This window comes from Prosthecochloris marina, assembly GCF_003182595.1.
In the GTDB taxonomy this organism is placed as follows: domain Bacteria; phylum Bacteroidota; class Chlorobiia; order Chlorobiales; family Chlorobiaceae; genus Prosthecochloris; species Prosthecochloris marina.
This window is the reverse complement of the sequence record NZ_PDNZ01000009.1, coordinates 54,245-73,345: the sequence shown is the minus strand read 5'-3', so window position 1 is coordinate 73,345 and position 19,101 is coordinate 54,245. Positions and strand designations below refer to the sequence as shown.

Below are 19,101 nucleotides of genomic sequence, written 5' to 3'. Positions count from 1 at the left end.
AAAATGAATATTGCAATAGTTACTCCATGTAAAAATGAAGAGGCAAACATAAAAAAACTTGTTGATGGTGTTCTAAGTCAAGATTGCGTAGATACATGGGTTATTGTCGATGATAATTCTAATGATCAGTCGGTTAAGTTAATAAAAAATAGAGTTGAAGAAATAAAGAAAAAAGTTAAAAATTTATTTCTGATTGAGTCAGGATTACAGGATTTTTATGGATTAGGGAAAAAGTATAGTACAGTAGTGAAAAAAGGATTCGATAAAATTATAGAGTTTGAGAAAGAAAAAGGAGTAAGGCATGAATATATTGGCATATTAGATGCAGATAATTTTATAGGGCCAAAATATTACAATATAATTTGTACAGAATTTGAAAACGATAAAAGGTTGGGCATTGCTAGTGGGAAAACAAAAATTGAATCTTTCGGTAAAATAATTGACTCACAAGAAAGTGATCGTTGGGCTTCGGGCAGTTGCAGAATATGGCGTAGAGAATGTTTCGATCAATCATCTTATATAGTAGAAATTTCAGCTGATGCTGTGAGTTCTGCTAGGGCAAGGATGATGGGGTGGAAAGTAAGATCATTTGATAGTGCCTTTGTTATATCGAGGGAGGTGGGAGCAATACATGGCTATGAGTACTACGGAAGATCATTTTACTCAAGGGGGGTGCCGTATTATTTCGTTGTCTTAAGTATGATAAAAGTACTATTGTTTAGCCGAAATAAAAAAAGAGTCACGAAAGTCTTAAGGGGATACAAAAATGCAAAGGAAAAAAAAGTTGAAAAAATATCAGATCCAATTGCATTAAAATATTATAAAAACTATTTATATAATAATATTAAGGAATCACTTTTTGATAACATAAGGTTATAAAAACCATGTAATGGTTTATAAAGATTAAAACGAGGTTCGTTGAGTGATGAATAAAAAAAGCAAAGTATGTTTGGTTTGTGCGAATGGTGGACATTATACGGAAATGAACGCTATTGCTGATACTTATGAAGGATACGATCATTTTTATATTACATATTTTGGCCCGGATACAACGCATTTAAAAAATGCATATTATTTTAAAGATAGAAAAATATTGCTCTATAAAATGTTTGAGTTGTTTTTTTTATGTATACCTATATTGATTAAAGAGCGGCCAAAAGTTATTTTGTCAACAGGGGCTGCTATAGTTGTACCTATTTCAATAGTGGCAAAAATTATGAATATTAAAATAGTTTATCTTGACTCTGGTACTGTAATTGGTGAAAGGTCGGGTACAGGAAAGTTTATGTATTATGTCTCAGATGTATTTTTGACTCAATGGCCTGAAATGAAAAAAGTTTATGGAAAAAAAGCTAAATATTGGGGTAGAATATTATGATAATTGGAATATTGGGAACTTGTCCATATAAGTACGGTAGGTTTATAAAAATTATGGAAATATTGAATGAGACTATAGATGATGAAATAGTTATACAGTGTGGCAGTAATAAATATGATTCAAAAAAGATAAGATTTGTCGAGTATTTCGATCGCGATGAATATGGTAAACAAATAAAGAGTGCACAGTGTGTTATATCGCATGCTGGATTTGGTGTGTTAAATGACTGTATTAAATATAAAAAAAGATTGATTATTTGTCCAAGATCAAAGAAGTTAAATGAGCACTCAGATGACCATCAAATAGATTTGGCTAGTAACCTAATTAATAAAAGTCAATCGCTGAAAATAATTATGCCAGGTGAAGAAAGAAAAATAATAGAGTATTATAATGAAGTTATGTTAAAGCCATTCGATGCGATATTTGATTCATTAGAGAAAAATAGATTGATAAGGTCAATAAAATCATATATGAAAAATGTACTATAATGATAAGCCATACAATATTCCAAATTTTATTGTTGTTGGGGCTGCAAAATCAGGTACGACATCATTATATCAATACTTGAAGCAACATAATGATATATATATGTCGTTTCGCAAAGAAATAATGTTTTTTGATTTGAATTATTATAAGGGCTTAGAGTATTATGCTAAATATTTTAAGGGTTATAATGGTGAAAAAGCAATTGGGGATATATCACCAAGCTATATGTGTGATTCTAATGTCCCAAGAAGAATTGCGAAGATACTGCCAAAAACAAAAATAATTTTCTTATTAAGAAACCCGATTGACAGAATATATTCACATTATTGGGATCTTGTATGCTGGAAAATTATAAAAAGTGATTTTAGAGACGCAATTCATCAGAGTGCTATATGGAAAAAAAGTTATGGTTATTTGGAGTATGATATATTGGAGATGGGTCTATACTATAAATATATAAATAAATATAGGGAGTACTACTCTGATGACGATATTGGTGTTTTTTTATATGATGATATGTGTGAAGATGTTTATGCATTTATGGATAAAATATTCGATTTTTTAAACATAAGTAAAAGAGTTGAGATTGATCTATCTGATAAAGTGAATCAAAAACGTCAGCATAAAAATCAAATTTTGTCAAAAATTCTTGTGAGCGAAAGATTGAGAGAATATGTGGTTTCTAATATGAATGAAAAGACAATCAAAAAATTAAGAAAGATATATGATAATATTCTTTCAATTAATACAGAAAAAATAAAAGTTGAGGAAATAGATGATGCAGATAAAAGTTTTTTATTGAACTTTTACAAAAGTGATATAGAAAAATTATCGTGCTATTTGAATAGAGACTTAACTCAATGGCTAAATATATAATGTTATGAAAATTTTGCTTTTAAATCCACCATTTATCGCCATGTATTCAAGACAAAGTAGGTCACCATGCGTGGCAAAAAGTGGAACAATATACTATCCTTATTATTTGGCTTATGCAGCGGGTTCTTTGAGAAAGTGTGGATATGATGTAAAGCTATTGGATTCTATAATACTTGAGTATGATAAAGAACAGACAATATCGGCAATAATACAATATAAGCCAGATATGGTCATGATTGCAACAAGTACGCCAAGTATATACAATGATATTTTTTATGCAAATGAAATAAAAAAAATAAATGATAAAATAAAGACATGTCTTGTTGGAACGCACCCTACGAATTTGCCGGATGAAACCATGATGATGTCTAAGAGTATTGATTATATACTTAGAGGCGAATACGATTACACAATACGCGATTTGGTTGATGCTATAAAAAATAAAAAGGATTTAGATAGTGTTCCGGGATTAACATACAGAGAAGATATTGATGGTGTGGTAAGGCATAATGAGAATGCTGAATTGCCAACATCAAAAATGTTAGATGAATTACCATACGTTTCCGAAGTGTATTATTATATGATAGGAAGAGATGCTATGTATAAATATTTATATGCATCTATAAAATGGCCGTATTTATCGATACTGTCTGCTAGAGGGTGCCCTTATAATTGTTCGTTTTGTAATGTGCCATCAAAAAAGATGTATAGACCTAGATCAATAGGTAATGTTATAGGTGAATTAAGGTATATTAAAGAAAATATGCCTTTTATAAAAGAAGTGTTATTTGAAGATGATACTTTTACGGCAGATAAAAAAAGAACAAGAGAAATATGTAATGAAATAATAGAAAATAAAATAAAAATAAATTGGTCTTGTAATTCAAGAGTTGATTTGGATTACGATACAATGAAATTGATGAAAAAAGCGGGTTGTAGGCTTTTGTGTGTTGGCTTTGAAAGTCCAAATGAGAAATCGTTAAATGATATATCAAAATCTATAAATAACAAAGAGCAAATAAGTTTTGCGAAAGAAGCAAAAAGAGCAGGATTATTGATAAATGGATGTTTTATATTAGGTTTGCCTAATGACAATAAGGATTCCATAAAGAAAACGATCGAGTATGCAAAAAAACTATCACCGAATACAGCACAATTTTATCCATTAATGGTATATCCGGGTACAGAATCGTATAAATGGGCAAAAAGTAACGGATATTTAAAAACGGAAAATTGGGCAGATTGGTTAACAAAGGAAGGTTTGCATAATACGACAGTATCATATGATGAATTAAGTTCTGAAGAAATTATGATCGCATGTGATAAAGCAAGACTCGATTTTTATACTGACCCAAAATATATAAGTAAAATGATAATTCAATCAATAAAAGATCCTCATGAAGCATTGAGAATGTATAAAAGTGGGAAAGTCTTTGCGAAATATTTAATTGATTATATTAGAAGATCAAAAGAATTAAAAATAAAATAAAATGCTAAGTGTCATAATACCTGTTTATAATGCTAAAAAGACTATTGAAGATTGCTTGGCATCATTAGAAAATCAATCTTTACCAAAAAGCGAATATGAGGTGATTTGTGTTGATGATGGTTCTATTGATGATTCATTAGAAATTATTAAGAAAACCAAAAAAAAGGTTAGATATAAACTAAATATTTTGACACAAAAAAATCAGGGGCCAGCTGTAGCTAGAAATAATGGAGTTGCAGTTTCAGATGGCCATATAATCGTATTTACAGATTCTGATTGTGAGTTAGAAAAGAATTTTCTCGAGAAAATAAAATTATCATTTGAAGATAAAGAAATAGCAGGAGTGCAAGGTGCATATAAAACAAAACAAAAAAGCAAAGTTGCGCGATTTGCACAATATGAAATAGAGCAGAGATATGATATTTATAAAAGAAATAAGTATATATCTATGATGGGAACATATGCTGCTGCTTATAAAAAAGAAGTTTTTCAATATTATGGTGGGTTTGATACTAGATTTCCGATAGCGTCTGGAGAAGATTTTGCGCTATCAAGCAAAGTGTCATCTAATGGGCATAAACTTGTATTCAATGAAGATGCTATATGCTATCATAAACATCCTGATACAATAAGTGCTTATTCGAAGCAAAAGTATTCCCGAGGTTATTGGCGTAATTTATTGTATAAGCTATATCCTTCAAATATCATCAATGATGATTATACCCCAAATACACTAAAGATACAGTTTGTTTTGCTATCTTTGATAATGCTATTAATGATGATATCAATGCTTTTTCAATATACTGCAATATTTGTGATGATTTTTTTGTTAATAGCATTATTTTTTGTTGTTGATTATAAATTATATAAAAAGATATACAAAAAAGATAAGGCAGTATTTTTACTATCGCCAATATTTGTATTTGTAAGAATGATGTCGATAATTCTTGGAGTAGTCATGGGTTCAAGTAATTGGATTGTCGATAATTTGTCAGTACAAAAATAAAAAATTTTAAAAAACTGTCGTACTAGAGTAAGCTTTTAATCGTCATATTCAATAAAAAAAAGTAATTACATTATCGTGGAATGAAAAAGTTTGGGTGACTATAAAAGTATAACCTATTATTTTTGATTTGCTACAGAGAAAGATGAGCGATTAGATCGAATCGACAGAGATACAAAAAATCAAATAATAAATCAGTTATGAAAATTACCATATTTGGATCAGGGTATGTAGGGCTGGTGACAGGTGCATGTTTTGCAGATGTTGGAAACGAAGTTTTATGTGTTGATACAGATGAGAAGAAAATCGATCGTTTGAAGGAAGGGGAAATTCCTATTTATGAACCGGGTCTTCAAGAATTAGTGACTGATAACAGCAGAAAAGGACGTTTAAGGTTTACGTCAGATTCTGCTGAAGGTGTGGCATTTGGCCTGTTTCAGTTTATTGCAGTGGGTACTCCACCAGGAGAAGACGGATCAGCAGATCTTCGACATGTGCTCGCTGTCGCTGATACTATCGGTCAGAAGATGGATGATTACAAAATAATAGTCGATAAGTCTACTGTACCGGTCGGCACTGCAGAGCTTGTGAGTAAGCGTTTATTGTCAGCACTAGGTGAGCGCGGTCTGTCAATTGATTACGATGTTGTGTCGAATCCAGAATTTCTTAAAGAAGGGGATGCTATAGCAGATTTTATGAAACCTGATCGCGTTGTTGTTGGGGTTGACAATCCAAGAACAAAGGAGTTGCTTCGTACGCTCTATGCTCCATTTAACCGTAGTCATGACCGATTTATTGCAATGGATATTCGTTCCGCGGAACTGACGAAATATGCGGCTAATGCTATGCTGGCTACGAAAATAAGCTTTATGAATGAGATCGCTAATATAGCGGAACGAGTTGGGGCGGATGTGGAAGCTATTCGTTTAGGTATCGGTTCAGATTCGAGAATTGGTTTTTCATTCATTTATCCAGGATTAGGTTATGGTGGTTCTTGTTTTCCAAAAGATGTGCAAGCACTTGAGCGTACATCGCATCAGCATGGTTATGATGCCAGAATTCTGCAGGCAGTTGAGGCGGTTAACTATGAACAAAAATTCTCTATCGTTAAAAAAATAAAGCAACATTTCAAAAATGAACTCAGTGGAAAAACGATTGCGCTATGGGGGCTTGCTTTTAAGCCAAATACTGACGATATGCGTGAGGCACCAAGCCGAAGAGTGTTAGAGGAGCTGCTAAGTTCAGAGGCGAAAGTACGAGCATATGATCCAGTAGCAATGGGTGAGGCCCGCAGTATCTATGGTAAGCGTGAAGGATTGGCGTTGGTCGAGACGTCAGAATCTGCGCTTAGAGGGGCAGATGCATTGGTAATAGTGACTGAATGGATGGTGTTTAGGAGCCCCGACTTTGAGATGATAAAGCAAGAGTTGAGTACCCCCATCATTTTTGATGGAAGAAATATTTATGATCCTGATCTGATGGAACAGCTTGGGTTTATTTATTATTCCATTGGTAGAATGCCAAAGGGCATTGAGGTATATGAGGCTATTGGTTAGCATGTCAAGGTTATGTAGGGACAACGGCTTCAGTTTTTTTGAAGTCATAATGGTATGATTTTTGCCTACGCTGTCCTCGAATTATTAAAGTCTTTCGGGCGAAATCAGTTTCTGAAAGGTTATTAACTGCATTACGGGTAAAGAATAATCCTGAAATGCTCGATGCATGCAGGGCTTCACTGGAAAAAGCCACTGATGATCTTGATTTTCTAAGGCTCGACGAAGAGTCGTTTAGCGCATGTCCATCGGATTCGATCGATTATGCTGTGATGGAAAAAACAATGCATGCCGTGGTGGTACCTCTTGATGCCGGGTGGAGTGACGTTGGCGCGTGGTCTGCTTTATGGGGGGTTAAAGAGAGGGATTCATTCGGTAACGTAGCGAAAGGCGATGTTCTGTTGCATGATGTTCAGAACAGCTTTATCCAAACTTCAAGCCGAATGGTTACCGCCATCGGTGTTGATGATCATGTGATCGTTGAAACTCGGGATGCGGGACTGGTAGCTTCCAAGGACAGGGTGCAGGATGTCAAGATAATAGTTGAGCGGCTAAAAAGTGAGGGACGTGATGAAGTGATTGCGCACGTTCGGGTAAACCGTCCTTGGGGCTCTTATGAAGCGGTTGATAGATCGGACCGTTTTCTTGTAAAGCGTATTATTGTCAAGCCCGGATCTGCGTTGTCTCTGCAGAAACATTATCATCGTGCGGAGCATTGGGTTGTCGTAAAGGGGACTGCCCGCATTACTGTCGGGGATGAAGAGGTGATTCTCCGGGAAGATCAGTCAACCTATGTTCCTCTTGGCACCAAGCATCGCCTGGAGAACCCAGGGAAGATACCGTTGGAACTGATCGAAGTGCAGATAGGCAGTTATCTTGGAGAAGACGATATCGGGCGCTTTGATGATAAATATGGAGATCGTATCGGCAAATGGTAAAAAATAAAGAAGATAGATAGTATTGCAAAAAATTTGCTGCCTTGGTCGATAAGTTGATCTCGTGCTACTTCTTACTTTACACTCTATTCAGCTATTTGTTGCTTTTAATGACTTTCGAGCATGATTTGGAGGTTGTGTGAAAGGAATTATACTTGCTGGGGGTTCTGGCACTCGGTTGTACCCGGTGACAAGAGGAATATCAAAACAACTTTTGCCTATATACGACAAGCCGATGATTTATTACCCGCTGAGCACGCTTATGCTTGCGGGGATACGTGATGTGCTGGTTATTTCAACACCGGTTGATCTTCCTTTGTTTCAGAGAGTATTGGACGATGGAAGTGACTGGGGAATCAGGTTATCCTATGTAGAACAGCCTTCGCCTGACGGATTGGCGCAGGCGTTCTTGCTTGGTGAGGAGTTTATCGGAAATGATGATGTGTGCCTTATCCTTGGTGATAATATCTTCTTTGGCTATGGCTTCACCGGTATGCTGCAGAGAGCGGTGCAGGATGTTCAGAAGGTGCGTGTAGCTAGTATTTTCGGGTATTATGTGAACGATCCGGAACGGTATGGAGTGGCTGAATTCGACGAAGCAGGTAATGTGCTGTCGATAGAGGAGAAGCCGAAAGAACCAAAGTCAAATTATGCGGTTGTCGGGTTGTATTTTTATACGAATGATGTCGTAGGGATTGCAAAAAACGTAAAACCTTCTGTAAGGGGTGAGCTGGAAATTACGTCGGTGAATGAAGAGTTTTTGCTCCGCAAGCAGTTACGGATGTCGATCATGGGGCGTGGATTTGCCTGGTTAGACACGGGAACGCATGACTCCTTTCAGGAAGCGGGAAACTTCATAGAGACAGTTGAAAAGCGACAGGGACTGAAAATCGCCTGTCCGGAGGAGATCGCCTGGCGGAGCGGATGGATAGACGATGAACAACTCGAGGAACTGGCAAAGCCATTGATGAAAAGCCAGTATGGAGAGTACCTGCTTCAACTGCTTAAAAGAAGTTGAACTGTTGAGTTATTAATGTGTTGAACTGTTTAAAGCATTCAGTGTCATAGTTGGTGACTTTGATATTTTGCCAAACTGATTTAATGAGAAACAGTGGGACAGGTAAGACCGTATCAATATTCATTCGAAGGACTCGATGTTTGGCATAACGCTAGAAACTGGTTTTGGAGATCTATCGATTGACCGACGGTTTTCCGGATTTGGAGCGGTACGGTTTAACCAGTCAAGTAAGAAGGGCAGTGGTATCTGTTGTATCGAATATAGCGGAAGGCTCTGCCAGAAAAAATAAAAAAGATCAAGGTCATTTTTATCAGATAGCATACAGTTCTTTGATGGAGGTTGCGTGCCAGTTAATTCTTTCTGTTGATCTGGGCTTTATGGATGCATCCATACATGATCAGTTAAAACTGAACATCAGCGAGATTTCAAATAAACTGAATGCTCTATACAGAAGTTGTTATTAAAGAGCAATTCAACAAATCAACATATATTTTGCAAGTAACTGCTACAGCTATTCCTGATGTTTTGGTTTTTGTTCCGAAAGTATACGGGGATGGGCGTGGGTATTTTTTTGAGTCATTCAGGAAAGAGGTTCTTAAGGAGCATGTCGGTCAGGTGGATTTTGTTCAGGATAATGAGTCGAAATCAGGATTTGGGGTTTTGCGTGGTCTGCATTTTCAAAAACCACCGTTTACCCAATCGAAGTTGGTCCACGTGACAGATGGAGTGGTCCTCGATGTTGCGGTTGATATTCGGGAAGGTTCACCCTCGTACGGTGAGCATGTAGCGGTGAAGCTTGATTCTGAAACACACAATATGCTCTGGATCCCGCAAGGGTTTGCTCACGGGTTTGTGGTGCTTTCAGATGAAGCGGTCTTTTCTTACAAATGCGATAACTATTATGCTCCTGATCATGATGCCGGCATACGGTGGAACGATCCTGATATAGGGATTGATTGGGGCATTCCGCAAGAGCGGATTCAACTGTCTGAAAAAGATGCTCGTCAGCCGTTCTTCAAAGACGCGTTTCATTTCTCATATGATGAGTTTAAACAGGAAAAAGTCTATCCTCGGAATAGCGCATAGCGCTGGAAAATGGGGAATGGGTGAGCAGGTAGTAGGAGGATAGGTGAGTAGGGAATGGGGAATGGGGAATAGAAGAAGTATATTGTCCACGAATTGGCACTAATTAACACGAATTGGTGATTTGTTTTTCTGGCTTTCGCCAGATAATCAAATCACGAAATTTGCAATAGGTAATTCTCAAGCCTGTTTTTGGGTCGTAATTGTCGTTATAGGGTGCCCACATGGTTTTTTTCTCTTTAGTCATCTTCGTGTTTGACACGGAGATCCACTATCATTCTCAGCCTAAATATCTCTGGATTGATGCAGCATCCCTGTGAAATCCGAACACCTGTTTTTCGAGGTGATAAAGCCTCTGTTTCTTGTTTTCTTAATTCGTGAAAATTAGTGTAATTCGTGGACCCTACACTTGAATTTTGACTGTAACTACCATGCACATTTTAATAACTGGCGGCGCTGGATTTATCGGGTCGCACGTCGTGCGGCATTTTGTGGCAGCCTACCCCCAGTATGCCATTACCAATCTTGATAAACTGACCTATGCGGGCAACCTGGAGAACCTTCGGGATGTTGAGGATAGTCAGAACTACCGGTTTGTCAGGGCGGATATTACAGATAGTGCAGCCATGCTCGAGCTGTTTGAAAAAGAGGACTTCGACGGGGTGATTCATCTTGCCGCCGAGTCGCATGTTGACCGTTCGATTGTAAGCCCCACCGAGTTTGTCATGACCAATGTGCTGGGAACGGTGAATTTGCTCAATGCCGCTCGAGCTGTCTGGAAAGAGGATTTCAGTGGCAAGCTGTTTTACCATGTATCGACTGATGAGGTCTATGGTGCGTTGGGTAAGGATGGTGCATTCACCGAGACGACATCCTATGATCCTCACAGTCCGTACTCGGCATCCAAAGCCTCTTCGGACCACTTTGTCAGGGCATACCATGATACTTATGGAATGCCGGCAGTGATCAGCAACTGTTCTAACAACTATGGGCCTTATCAGTTTCCTGAAAAGCTGATTCCCTTGTTTATCAACAACATTCGAAACAACAAACCGCTACCGGTTTACGGGAAAGGGGAGAATGTGAGGGACTGGCTCTGGGTGGTTGATCATGCCCAGGCGATCGATGTGATATATCATAACGGAGAGCCGGGTGAAACCTATAACATCGGTGGACGGAACGAATGGAAGAATATCGATCTCATAAGACTGCTTTGTCGTATTATGGACCGGAAACTCGGGCGGGTTGAAGGAGAATCGGAAAAGCTGATCTCCTATGTGACCGACCGTGCGGGTCATGATTTTCGTTATGCCATCGATTCATCAAAGCTCCAGAAAGAACTTGGCTGGCTTCCTTCACTCCAGTTCGAAGAAGGGCTTGAAAAGACCGTCGACTGGTACCTCGACAACCAGGAGTGGCTCGATCATGTGACCTCAGGTGAATATCAACGGTATTATGAAGAGATGTACGGTGATTAATGTCGTGATTTTGAGAGGCTGGGTCCCGAAAGGAGTAATACAAGTGGAATGGACTACGCGGAAAAATGTTTAGGAATCGCCCAGATTCTTGATCATATCTTTTAAGGCTTGGTGTTAATCAAGTAAGTCTTGATTGGATATTTTTGACAATTTGCTCATACATACAGTGCCTCCTTATCGATGTGTTGCTTTAGATAGTGATTCATCCTTTTCCAGTATCGAACAAGGTCTACTTTATATCCCAGTAAGCGTTCCAGCTCCTGTTTAAGCTCAGCTCTTAGGAGTATATCTGGGGCCATTTCTACAACGATATCAATGTCGCTATCTGAAGTGGCAGTATTTTTAGCGACAGAACCGAAAATGCCCATTTTTTTTAAACCGTATCTCTCAGTCAGGTCCTTTTTATTCTCGCTGAGAATTTGTAATACCTCTTTTCTTTGCATTAAGCTTTGCAATTGCTGTTATCCAAAGGTTTCTTAACAGTTAAATAGCGATTTTATTTTCGAGTTTCAAACGTTTAAGCTGGCGGTTCAGCTGTGTCACTGCCAGGTTTTTTATAACTCTAACTATTTTTGATATGGAACATATACATCCGGTATTTGATCAGATTTTGAACCGGGCAGACAAAGAGAGGATGCTCGGACAACGTGGTTGTACCTTGTGGCTGACCGGGTTGTCCGGGTCGGGAAAAACGACATTGGCTCGTCATGCAGAGAAGGAACTGGCTGCACAAGGGTTCCTGACACAGGTACTCGATGGCGACAATATCCGGACCGGCATCAATAACAACCTTGGTTTTGGAGAGGAAGACCGTCGCGAGAATATCAGGCGGATAGCTGAAGTGACGAAACTGTTTGTGCAATGCGGAGTGGTGACGATGAACAGTTTTATCAGTCCTTCCCAGGAAATGCGTGATATGGCAAGGGATATTATCGGGCCGGAAGATTTCCTTGAAGTATTTGTCGATGCACCGCTTGAAGTGTGCGAAGAACGGGATGTGAAGGGAATGTATAAAAAGGCAAGAGCGGGTCAAATTCCCAACTTCACTGGTATCAGCGCTCCGTATGATGCACCCGAGAAGCCGGATATCCATGTTCGGACCGACGGAAGAAGTATTGAAGAATGCGTAAAACAGGTGATTGATTTTGTCATGCCGAGGATCAAGGTTTAGAAACTTGGAAAGCGGGTGGAAGTATTTGGCCATATTAAATTGATTTAATCTCCATGAATTCATATCAGATTTCCCACTTAAAACAACTTGAAGCCGAATCGATTCATATTATTCGTGAAGTTGCAGCAGAATTCGAAAATCCAGTAATGATGTATTCCATTGGAAAAGATTCTTCTGTAATGGTACGGCTTGCCGAAAAAGCGTTTTATCCCGGTAAGGTTCCTTTTCCATTGCTGCACATTGATTCCAAATGGAAGTTTCGCGAGATGGTCGAGTTCCGGGATAACTATGCCAAAAAGAATAATTGGGAACTCATCGTACACTCCAATATGGAAGCCTTTCATGAGGGGGTCGGGCCTTTTTCGCATGGATCGCAGGTGCACACCGATCTGATGAAAACCCAGGCTTTGCTGCAGGCATTGAATAAATACAAGTTCGATGCAGCTTTTGGCGGCGCCCGGCGTGATGAAGAAAAGTCACGAGCGAAAGAGAGGGTTTTCTCGTTCCGTGATACGTTTCATCAGTGGGATCCCAAAAACCAGAGGCCAGAGCTTTGGGATGTATACAACACCAAAGTTCACAAAGGTGAGTCGATTCGTGTCTTTCCCCTTTCCAACTGGACCGAGCTGGATGTTTGGGAGTATATCAGGCTCGAGGATATTCCGATTGTGCCACTTTATTATGCGAAAAAACGCCCTATAGTGGATCTCGACGGTAACCTTATCATGGTTGATGATGACAGGATGCCGGAAGAGTTGAGAAACAGAGCGGAGATGCGGATGGTGCGTTTCAGGACGCTCGGGTGTTATCCGCTGACCGGTGCAGTCGAGTCGGATGCCGTGACGATCGAAGAGATCGTGCAGGAGATGATGACGACAACCAAATCGGAACGGACCACAAGGGTCATTGATTTCGATCAGGAGGCATCGATGGAGCAAAAAAAGCGGGAGGGTTACTTTTAGGTTCCGGTATGACGTTATTGTATTAAATTTTAAAAGTATTAATCATTTTCACCAATGCACAACAATAGTGAGGGTAAGACAGTTACAGATGAGATAGTTGAATTTTTGGATCGGGATCAGGATAAGGATCTTCTACGGTTTTTGACTGCCGGGTCGGTCGATGATGGGAAGTCGACCTTGATCGGCCGGCTGCTTTTTGATTCGAAAAAGATTTATGAGGATCAGCTGGTTGCCCTGGAGAGAGATAACGCCCGTGAAGGACATGCCGAAAATGATACGGATTACGCGCTTCTGCTGGATGGATTGAAAGCGGAGCGTGAGCAGGGAATCACCATCGATGTTGCTTACCGGTATTTTTCGACCAATAAGAGAAAGTTTATCATTGCCGATACCCCGGGGCATGAGCAGTATACAAGGAATATGGTGACGGGGGCCTCTACGGCCAACTTGTCGATCATACTGGTTGATGCCCGTAAGGGTATCATCACGCAGACCAAGCGGCATACTTTTCTGGCTTCATTGCTTGGCATCAAGCATGTGGTGCTGGCTGTAAACAAGATGGACCTGGTTGATTACAGTCAGGAGGTATTTGAGGCGATCTGTGCTGATTACAAGGACTTTGTGACCCGACTCAATATTCCCGATGTGCACTGTATTCCGATATCGGCGTTGAAAGGTGATAATGTTGTAGGGCATTCGGAAAGGATGGGATGGTACGACGGTAAAACTATGCTGCATTTTCTCGAGACCGTCCACGTAGGTAGTGATCAGAACTTTATCGATTTACGCTATCCGGTACAATACGTTCTCCGGCCCTCTCAAGGATATCGGGGATTTGCTGCCAAAGTTGCTTCGGGGATCGTTCGGAAAGGTGATGAACTGATGGTGCTTCCGTCGCGGAAAAAAAGTACAGTGACTTCGATAACGACCTATGACGGGGAGCTGGGTGAAGCATTTCCCCCTATGTCTGTAGCACTGACACTTGCGGATGAGGTCGATATCTCTCGAGGTGATATGCTGGTTCATCCGGACAATATGCCAAAAATTGAACGGCACTTCGAGTCGATGCTGGTATGGATGAGTGAACAGCCGATGGAATTGAACAAACAGTATCTCATAAAGCATACCTCAAGCACAACAAGGGCACGCATCGACAAGATTCGTTACAGAATCGACGTCAATACGCTGAGCAAGTCCGACAGTGATGCGTTTGAGTTGAATGATATCGGGCGTACGGTGCTTACCACGAACAAGCCGCTTTGTTTTGATTCTTATCAAAAAAATAAGTCGACCGGATCGTTCATATTGATCGATCCGGTTTCATTCAATACGGTTGCTGTCGGCATGATTATCGATCGTGTCAGTGAGGAAAACATGCCTTCCAGGATCACAGGTGCGGAGACATCGACTACTGCAGTTGCCGGTCGGAGCCTGATCAGCGATGCTGAAAGGCAGGAGCGGTTGAGGCAGAAAGGGGCCACGGTCTGGATTACTGGCTTACATGGTTCAGGGAAAAATGATCTTGCATACAAGCTCGAACGAGAACTCTTTGACCGCGGTGCGGTTACCGTAGTGATCGACGGAAGTGTTGTGCGTTCAGGTCTTTCCCGTGAACTGGATTACTCTCCACCTGACCGTGCTGAACATTTGCGCAGGGTAGCGCACCTGTGCCACATGCTGAATGATCAAGGGTTGATTACCATTTGTACGTTTATCTCTCCTGATGAGGATATTCGCCGTCAGGTTGCAGAAATTGTTGGCCGGGAAAGGTTCCATCTGGTGTATGTAGATGCTGATAAGGAGCTTTGCCGTGAACAGGAGCCCGATCTTTACCGGAAGGTCGAAGAGGGGTTATTGCAGTTTTTACCGGGCGTGGATCTTCCGTTCGAGCCGCCTGCCGAACCTGAAGTGACAATTGTGCAGCGGCATGGGGATATGATAGATGCCGGAGTTTTGGTTCACTATCTGCAGGAACACGGGATCATAAATCAATAGAGCGGCAGGAAGGGGCGTTGGTTCGTCCGGTTGTATCGCTCATATGCCTCTGAAGTATACCAGATAGACCATGATGGTGACGATGATGCCTGAAAGCAGATTCATGATACTTCCTGTTTTCAGGAAGTCGGAAAATTTGTACCCGCCTGGGTTGTAAACCATCAGATTTGTCTGGTAGCCTATCGGGGTTGCGAAAGAAGCGGATGCCGCTATAGCCAGGGTTACCATGAGCGGCAGCGGGTCTATCTGCATTTTTTCGGCGATTGAAAGTGCTATTGGAAAAATAAGGGCTGCTGCTGCGTTGTTGGTGATGATTTCGGTATAAATGCTGGTTATGAAAAAGATGCTGGCAATAATACCGATGATTCCCCATTGTGATACCGCATTGATCATGTGGGTTGCAAGCAGTTCCGCAACCCCTGAATTTTCAATGCCCTTTCCTATGCCGAAAGCGCAGGCAATGATCAACAGGACATCGAAGTCGATGGCTTTTTGTGCATCTCCTGCGCTGATGATGTTTGTGAAAATCATGATGCCTGCAGTGATTGAGGCGGCAAGCAGCATCGATGAGGTCAGGCCGAATGTGACTGAACCGATCATTGCGAGCATCAGGAGCAGGGCAAGGTTGCCCTGCTTTTTTGGTTTGGAGTACCTGCTGATACTGTTGCTGACCAATGAAAAGTCGGTGGATGCGTACCATTTCTGACTGAAATCCCTTTTTGCGAGAATAAAAAGAGTGTCGTTCGGTTTTAACTCGATATCTCCTACTTTTTTGATGATCCGGTGGCCATTGCGGTGAATGCCTAAAATGACCGCATCATATTTTGTTCTGAAGTTGCACTCTTTGACTGTCTGACCGATAAGTGGCGACGAGTTTGAAAGCACCGCTTCGAAGGTGCCGTGCTTGTCAGAATCAAGGTTTTTGATGTCGTATTCCGAGTCTTCTATGAGGCGCAGGCCCGGGGTGTGCAGGAGATCGTAGATTGTTTCAGGGAGCCCGGTAAAGAACAGCTTGTCTCCCAAAAGTATTCTTTCATCTGGCGATACAGGAGTGATTTCCTTGTTTTCTCTCATGATCTGAAAAAGGAACAGGCCTTTCAGATGACGCAGGTTGGCATCATGTACTGTTTTGCTCAGGTAGGGATAATCCTTTTGCACACTGACCTCTATGACGAACTCGCGTAAGGATTCCGTGAATTGCGATAAGGAGTCTTTTCTTTCCGGCAGGAACCGGTGTCCGATCAAGGCAAAGTATGCGATGGTGACAAGTGCCAGCGGCAGTGCGGCTTTGCTCAGTTCGAAAAAAGAAAAACCGTTCAGACCGTGATCGAGCATCATGCCGTGCACGACAAGGTTTGTACTTGTTCCGATAAGAGTACAGGTTCCTCCGATGATGGTGGCGTAGGAAAGAGGAATGAGGAACTTGGATGCAGAGAGACCGTGTTTTTTACACCAGCGTTTTATGACGGGAAGCAGCGATGCAACCAGCGGGGTGTTGTTGAGAAAGCCTGAAGCGCATGCGATGGGAAGCATGAAGCGAAAATAAATGGTATTGTCGGCTTTTTTCCCGAGTATTTTTTCAATTGAAGAGTCCAGCGCGGTTGAGCTCTGCAAGGCATAAGCAACGATAAACAACGCTCCGACCGCCAGCATTCCCTGATTCGAGAAGCCTGAAAAAGCTTCTTTAAGGGTGATGATGCCGCCGAGATGGAGGGCTAACAAAGTTGTTATGAGGATCAGAGAGGGTTTTTGTATTTCCTTGACCAGCGCGATGGTCATGAAAAGGATAATGGCTGAAGTGTAATAAATGTCAAACATGGGAATGAAGACTTACGGTAACCATCATAAGTTAGTGTCTAAAATCATGTTTTTTTTCGAAAAACAAAAGGTTCTGCACAAAAGACTTTTTGCACGAGAGAGGGTTTGCCGGGATTTTTAGCGGAAATCAGGTTTTATTTTCTTTTTAAAAAAGAGCTTAATGTTTTTTCTGTAGCTCAATATTTTATTGAACATGCTGATTTTACACAAAATTCTTCCTGTATTTTTTCTCCCCTTGGGGTTGGCCATTGTTATTGTCGGTATCGGAGCTCTGCTTAGAAAATGGGCTGTAGTCTGGATTGGGGTGGCTTTGCTCTGGGTATTCAGTATGCCGGTTACGGGCGACTGGTTGATACGGCAAGTAGAGGGCGTTGATCGAAGAGTTGCGGTCAAGTCACTTGAACAGGCCGATGCTGTTGTTGTGCTTGGGGGAATGGTTGAGCAGGTGCCCGGTGTTCATTATGGGGAATGGCGGGATGCAGCTGATCGGTTCGAAGGTGGACTGGAAGTGTTTCTGGCTGGAAAAGCTCCATTGTTGATATTCATGGGTGCCAAAGTACCCTGGACGCCTGAGGCCAGGCCTGAGGGGGAAATTCTGGCGGAACGGGCGATACGGCTTGGAATTTCCGGGGATGCTGTTCGAGTGACAGGGAGGGTTGGGAATACGGCAGATGAAGCTAAAGCTGTAAAAGAGCTGCTTGCCGGGACTGAACGGCCGGAGGTTGTGCTGGTAACGAGCGCATTTCATATGAAGCGTGCCTCAATGCTTTTCAGGAGCACCGGTATGGAGGTGCAACCTTTTCCTGTGGATTTTCGAACGAGCTATTACAGCGAAAAGACGTTGGTTGATTTTCTTCCCAGTGCAGGGGGAATCGAGAATGTGGAAATCGCGATACGGGAGATTTTAGGGTTGTTCTATTACAAAATACGGCTGGATCTATTATTCTTGTCTTCATAATTCGTCAAAATTATTGTAATTAGTGGTTAAGATGTTTGGGTAGTTTTAATTAGATATCTTTGCTATGCATTTAGATAAAGAACTGGCATTGGCGGTGAATGCGGCGATCGAGGCTGGCCGGGTGATCATGGACGTGTATGACTCGGAGGATTTTGAGGTTGAAAAGAAGGGTGACAACTCGCCGCTGACAAAAGCTGACCGGGCAGCGCATGAAGTTATTATGCATGAACTGAAAAGTTCCGGGCTGCCGGTTTTGAGCGAAGAAGGACGATCGATTACCTATGATGAACGGAAAAAATGGAAACGGTTCTGGCTGGTAGACCCTCTTGACGGTACGAAAGAATTTATCTCACGCAATGGCGAGTTTACCGTGAATATCGCCCTGATCGAAGAGGGGGTACCGGTGCTGGGTGCAGTGTATGTTCCTGTTCTGGACGAACTGTTTTACGGGGCAAGTGAGCAAGGGGGGTATTATATCAGCGGTATCAGCAACTGGTTCGGCAGTGGTGCGCAGTTTGAGGAAAGCGCTTATCGTTTGCCTCTGCAAACCGAGGAGCGGGCGTATAGGGTTGTCGGGAGCCGTTCTCACATGAATGAGCTTACAGTGGCATTTATCGACTCGGTAAAAGACGAATACCCAGACCTTGAAATTGTGCAGCGAGGCAGTTCGCTGAAGATTTGCATGGTAGCGGCAGGCGATGCCGATATTTATCCCCGTTTCGGACCGACTATGGAGTGGGATACAGCAGCCGGGCATGCGGTGGCGAAGGCTGCCGGTAAGAGTATGATCGAGGCAGAAAGTGGGAAGGAATTGCGTTACAACAAGGAGGAGTTGCTGAACCCGTATTTTATCGTATGGTAACGGAGCAAAACGCCGCCATGTATGGTTGATCGTGAA

The 19,101-nt window shown here is 41.4% G+C and carries 18 protein-coding genes and 1 pseudogene; 17 read left to right on the top strand and 2 right to left on the bottom strand.

Annotated elements, in window-relative coordinates:
- Nucleotides 1-3 precede the first annotated feature (3 nt).
- From CR164_RS11715 to rfbB, 12 genes and pseudogenes are all read left to right on the top strand, one after another.
- A complete protein-coding gene (locus tag CR164_RS11715) occupies nt 4-879 on the top strand; it encodes a glycosyltransferase family 2 protein (RefSeq protein WP_110024181.1) in 876 nt (291 codons plus the stop codon).
- A 46-nt stretch (nt 880-925) separates the two neighbouring features.
- On the top strand, nt 926-1,378 hold the full coding sequence (pssD, locus tag CR164_RS11710; RefSeq protein ID WP_110024180.1) for a PssD/Cps14F family polysaccharide biosynthesis glycosyltransferase: 453 nt from the start codon (nt 926-928) through the stop codon (nt 1,376-1,378).
- Nucleotides 1,375-1,866: a glycosyltransferase gene (locus CR164_RS11705; RefSeq protein WP_110024179.1), complete on the top strand. Its 492-nt coding sequence runs from the start codon at nt 1,375-1,377 to the stop codon at nt 1,864-1,866. Before pssD ends, CR164_RS11705 begins: the two co-directional genes overlap by 4 nt.
- Nucleotides 1,856-2,740: a sulfotransferase family protein gene (locus tag CR164_RS11700; protein ID WP_110024178.1), complete on the top strand. Its 885-nt coding sequence runs from the start codon at nt 1,856-1,858 to the stop codon at nt 2,738-2,740. Before CR164_RS11705 ends, CR164_RS11700 begins: the two co-directional genes overlap by 11 nt.
- Nucleotides 2,741-2,744: 4 nt before the next feature.
- Entirely contained in the window at nt 2,745-4,229 is a 1,485-nt protein-coding gene (locus CR164_RS11695; protein WP_110024177.1) for a B12-binding domain-containing radical SAM protein, read from the top strand.
- 1 nt (nt 4,230) lies between these two features.
- The gene (locus CR164_RS11690) at nt 4,231-5,235 is read left to right on the top strand and encodes a glycosyltransferase family 2 protein (protein WP_110024176.1); all 1,005 of its coding nucleotides are present in this window, start codon (nt 4,231-4,233) and stop codon (nt 5,233-5,235) included.
- A gap of 197 nt (nt 5,236-5,432) precedes the next feature.
- A complete protein-coding gene (locus CR164_RS11685) occupies nt 5,433-6,788 on the top strand; it encodes a UDP-glucose dehydrogenase family protein (protein WP_110024175.1) in 1,356 nt (451 codons plus the stop codon).
- A 110-nt stretch (nt 6,789-6,898) separates the two neighbouring features.
- Nucleotides 6,899-7,723: pseudogene (locus CR164_RS11680) on the top strand (mannose-1-phosphate guanylyltransferase/mannose-6-phosphate isomerase); the annotation flags it as partial.
- A gap of 136 nt (nt 7,724-7,859) precedes the next feature.
- Nucleotides 7,860-8,738: a glucose-1-phosphate thymidylyltransferase RfbA gene (gene rfbA / locus CR164_RS11675; RefSeq protein ID WP_110024174.1), complete on the top strand. Its 879-nt coding sequence runs from the start codon at nt 7,860-7,862 to the stop codon at nt 8,736-8,738.
- A 164-nt stretch (nt 8,739-8,902) separates the two neighbouring features.
- Nucleotides 8,903-9,202: a four helix bundle protein gene (locus CR164_RS11670; protein WP_204901811.1), complete on the top strand. Its 300-nt coding sequence runs from the start codon at nt 8,903-8,905 to the stop codon at nt 9,200-9,202.
- Nucleotides 9,177-9,824 (top strand): dTDP-4-dehydrorhamnose 3,5-epimerase, encoded by a 648-nt coding sequence (gene rfbC, locus CR164_RS11665; RefSeq protein ID WP_420820814.1) that lies wholly within the window; start codon nt 9,177-9,179, stop codon nt 9,822-9,824. The genes CR164_RS11670 and rfbC overlap by 26 nt, the downstream gene beginning before the upstream one ends.
- A gap of 428 nt (nt 9,825-10,252) precedes the next feature.
- The gene (gene rfbB, locus CR164_RS11660; RefSeq protein WP_110024173.1) at nt 10,253-11,299 is read left to right on the top strand and encodes a dTDP-glucose 4,6-dehydratase; all 1,047 of its coding nucleotides are present in this window, start codon (nt 10,253-10,255) and stop codon (nt 11,297-11,299) included.
- 155 nt (nt 11,300-11,454) lie between these two features.
- Here the strand turns inward: rfbB and CR164_RS11655 are convergent, their stop codons facing one another.
- On the bottom strand, nt 11,455-11,742 hold the full coding sequence (locus tag CR164_RS11655; protein WP_110024172.1) for a nucleotidyltransferase family protein: 288 nt from the start codon (nt 11,740-11,742) through the stop codon (nt 11,455-11,457).
- Between the two features lie 134 nt (nt 11,743-11,876).
- Between CR164_RS11655 and cysC the strand changes: the two genes are divergently transcribed.
- Genes cysC through cysN form a run of 3 tightly spaced genes read left to right on the top strand, consistent with a single transcriptional unit; the run spans nt 11,877 to nt 15,427 of the window.
- Nucleotides 11,877-12,470 carry an adenylyl-sulfate kinase gene (gene cysC, locus CR164_RS11650; RefSeq protein ID WP_110024171.1) on the top strand — a complete coding sequence of 198 codons (594 nt, stop codon included), beginning with the start codon at nt 11,877-11,879 and terminating at the stop codon, nt 12,468-12,470.
- A gap of 53 nt (nt 12,471-12,523) precedes the next feature.
- Entirely contained in the window at nt 12,524-13,432 is a 909-nt protein-coding gene (cysD, locus tag CR164_RS11645; RefSeq protein ID WP_110024170.1) for a sulfate adenylyltransferase subunit CysD, read from the top strand.
- Between the two features lie 54 nt (nt 13,433-13,486).
- Nucleotides 13,487-15,427: a sulfate adenylyltransferase subunit CysN gene (gene cysN, locus CR164_RS11640; RefSeq protein ID WP_110024169.1), complete on the top strand. Its 1,941-nt coding sequence runs from the start codon at nt 13,487-13,489 to the stop codon at nt 15,425-15,427.
- Between the two features lie 39 nt (nt 15,428-15,466).
- On the opposite strand, the gene CR164_RS11635 is transcribed toward cysN, so the two are convergent.
- Nucleotides 15,467-17,245 carry an SLC13 family permease gene (locus CR164_RS11635; protein WP_110024168.1) on the bottom strand — a complete coding sequence of 593 codons (1,779 nt, stop codon included), beginning with the start codon at nt 17,243-17,245 and terminating at the stop codon, nt 15,467-15,469.
- Between the two features lie 193 nt (nt 17,246-17,438).
- Here CR164_RS11635 and CR164_RS11630 point away from each other — a divergent pair, with 193 nt between their 5' ends.
- Together CR164_RS11630 and cysQ are read left to right on the top strand one after the other, a co-directional pair.
- Entirely contained in the window at nt 17,439-18,203 is a 765-nt protein-coding gene (locus tag CR164_RS11630) for a YdcF family protein (protein WP_110024205.1), read from the top strand.
- 64 nt (nt 18,204-18,267) lie between these two features.
- Nucleotides 18,268-19,065, top strand: a complete 798-nt coding sequence (gene cysQ / locus CR164_RS11625; RefSeq protein WP_110024167.1) for a 3'(2'),5'-bisphosphate nucleotidase CysQ — start codon at nt 18,268-18,270, stop codon at nt 19,063-19,065.
- Nucleotides 19,066-19,101 lie beyond the last annotated feature (36 nt).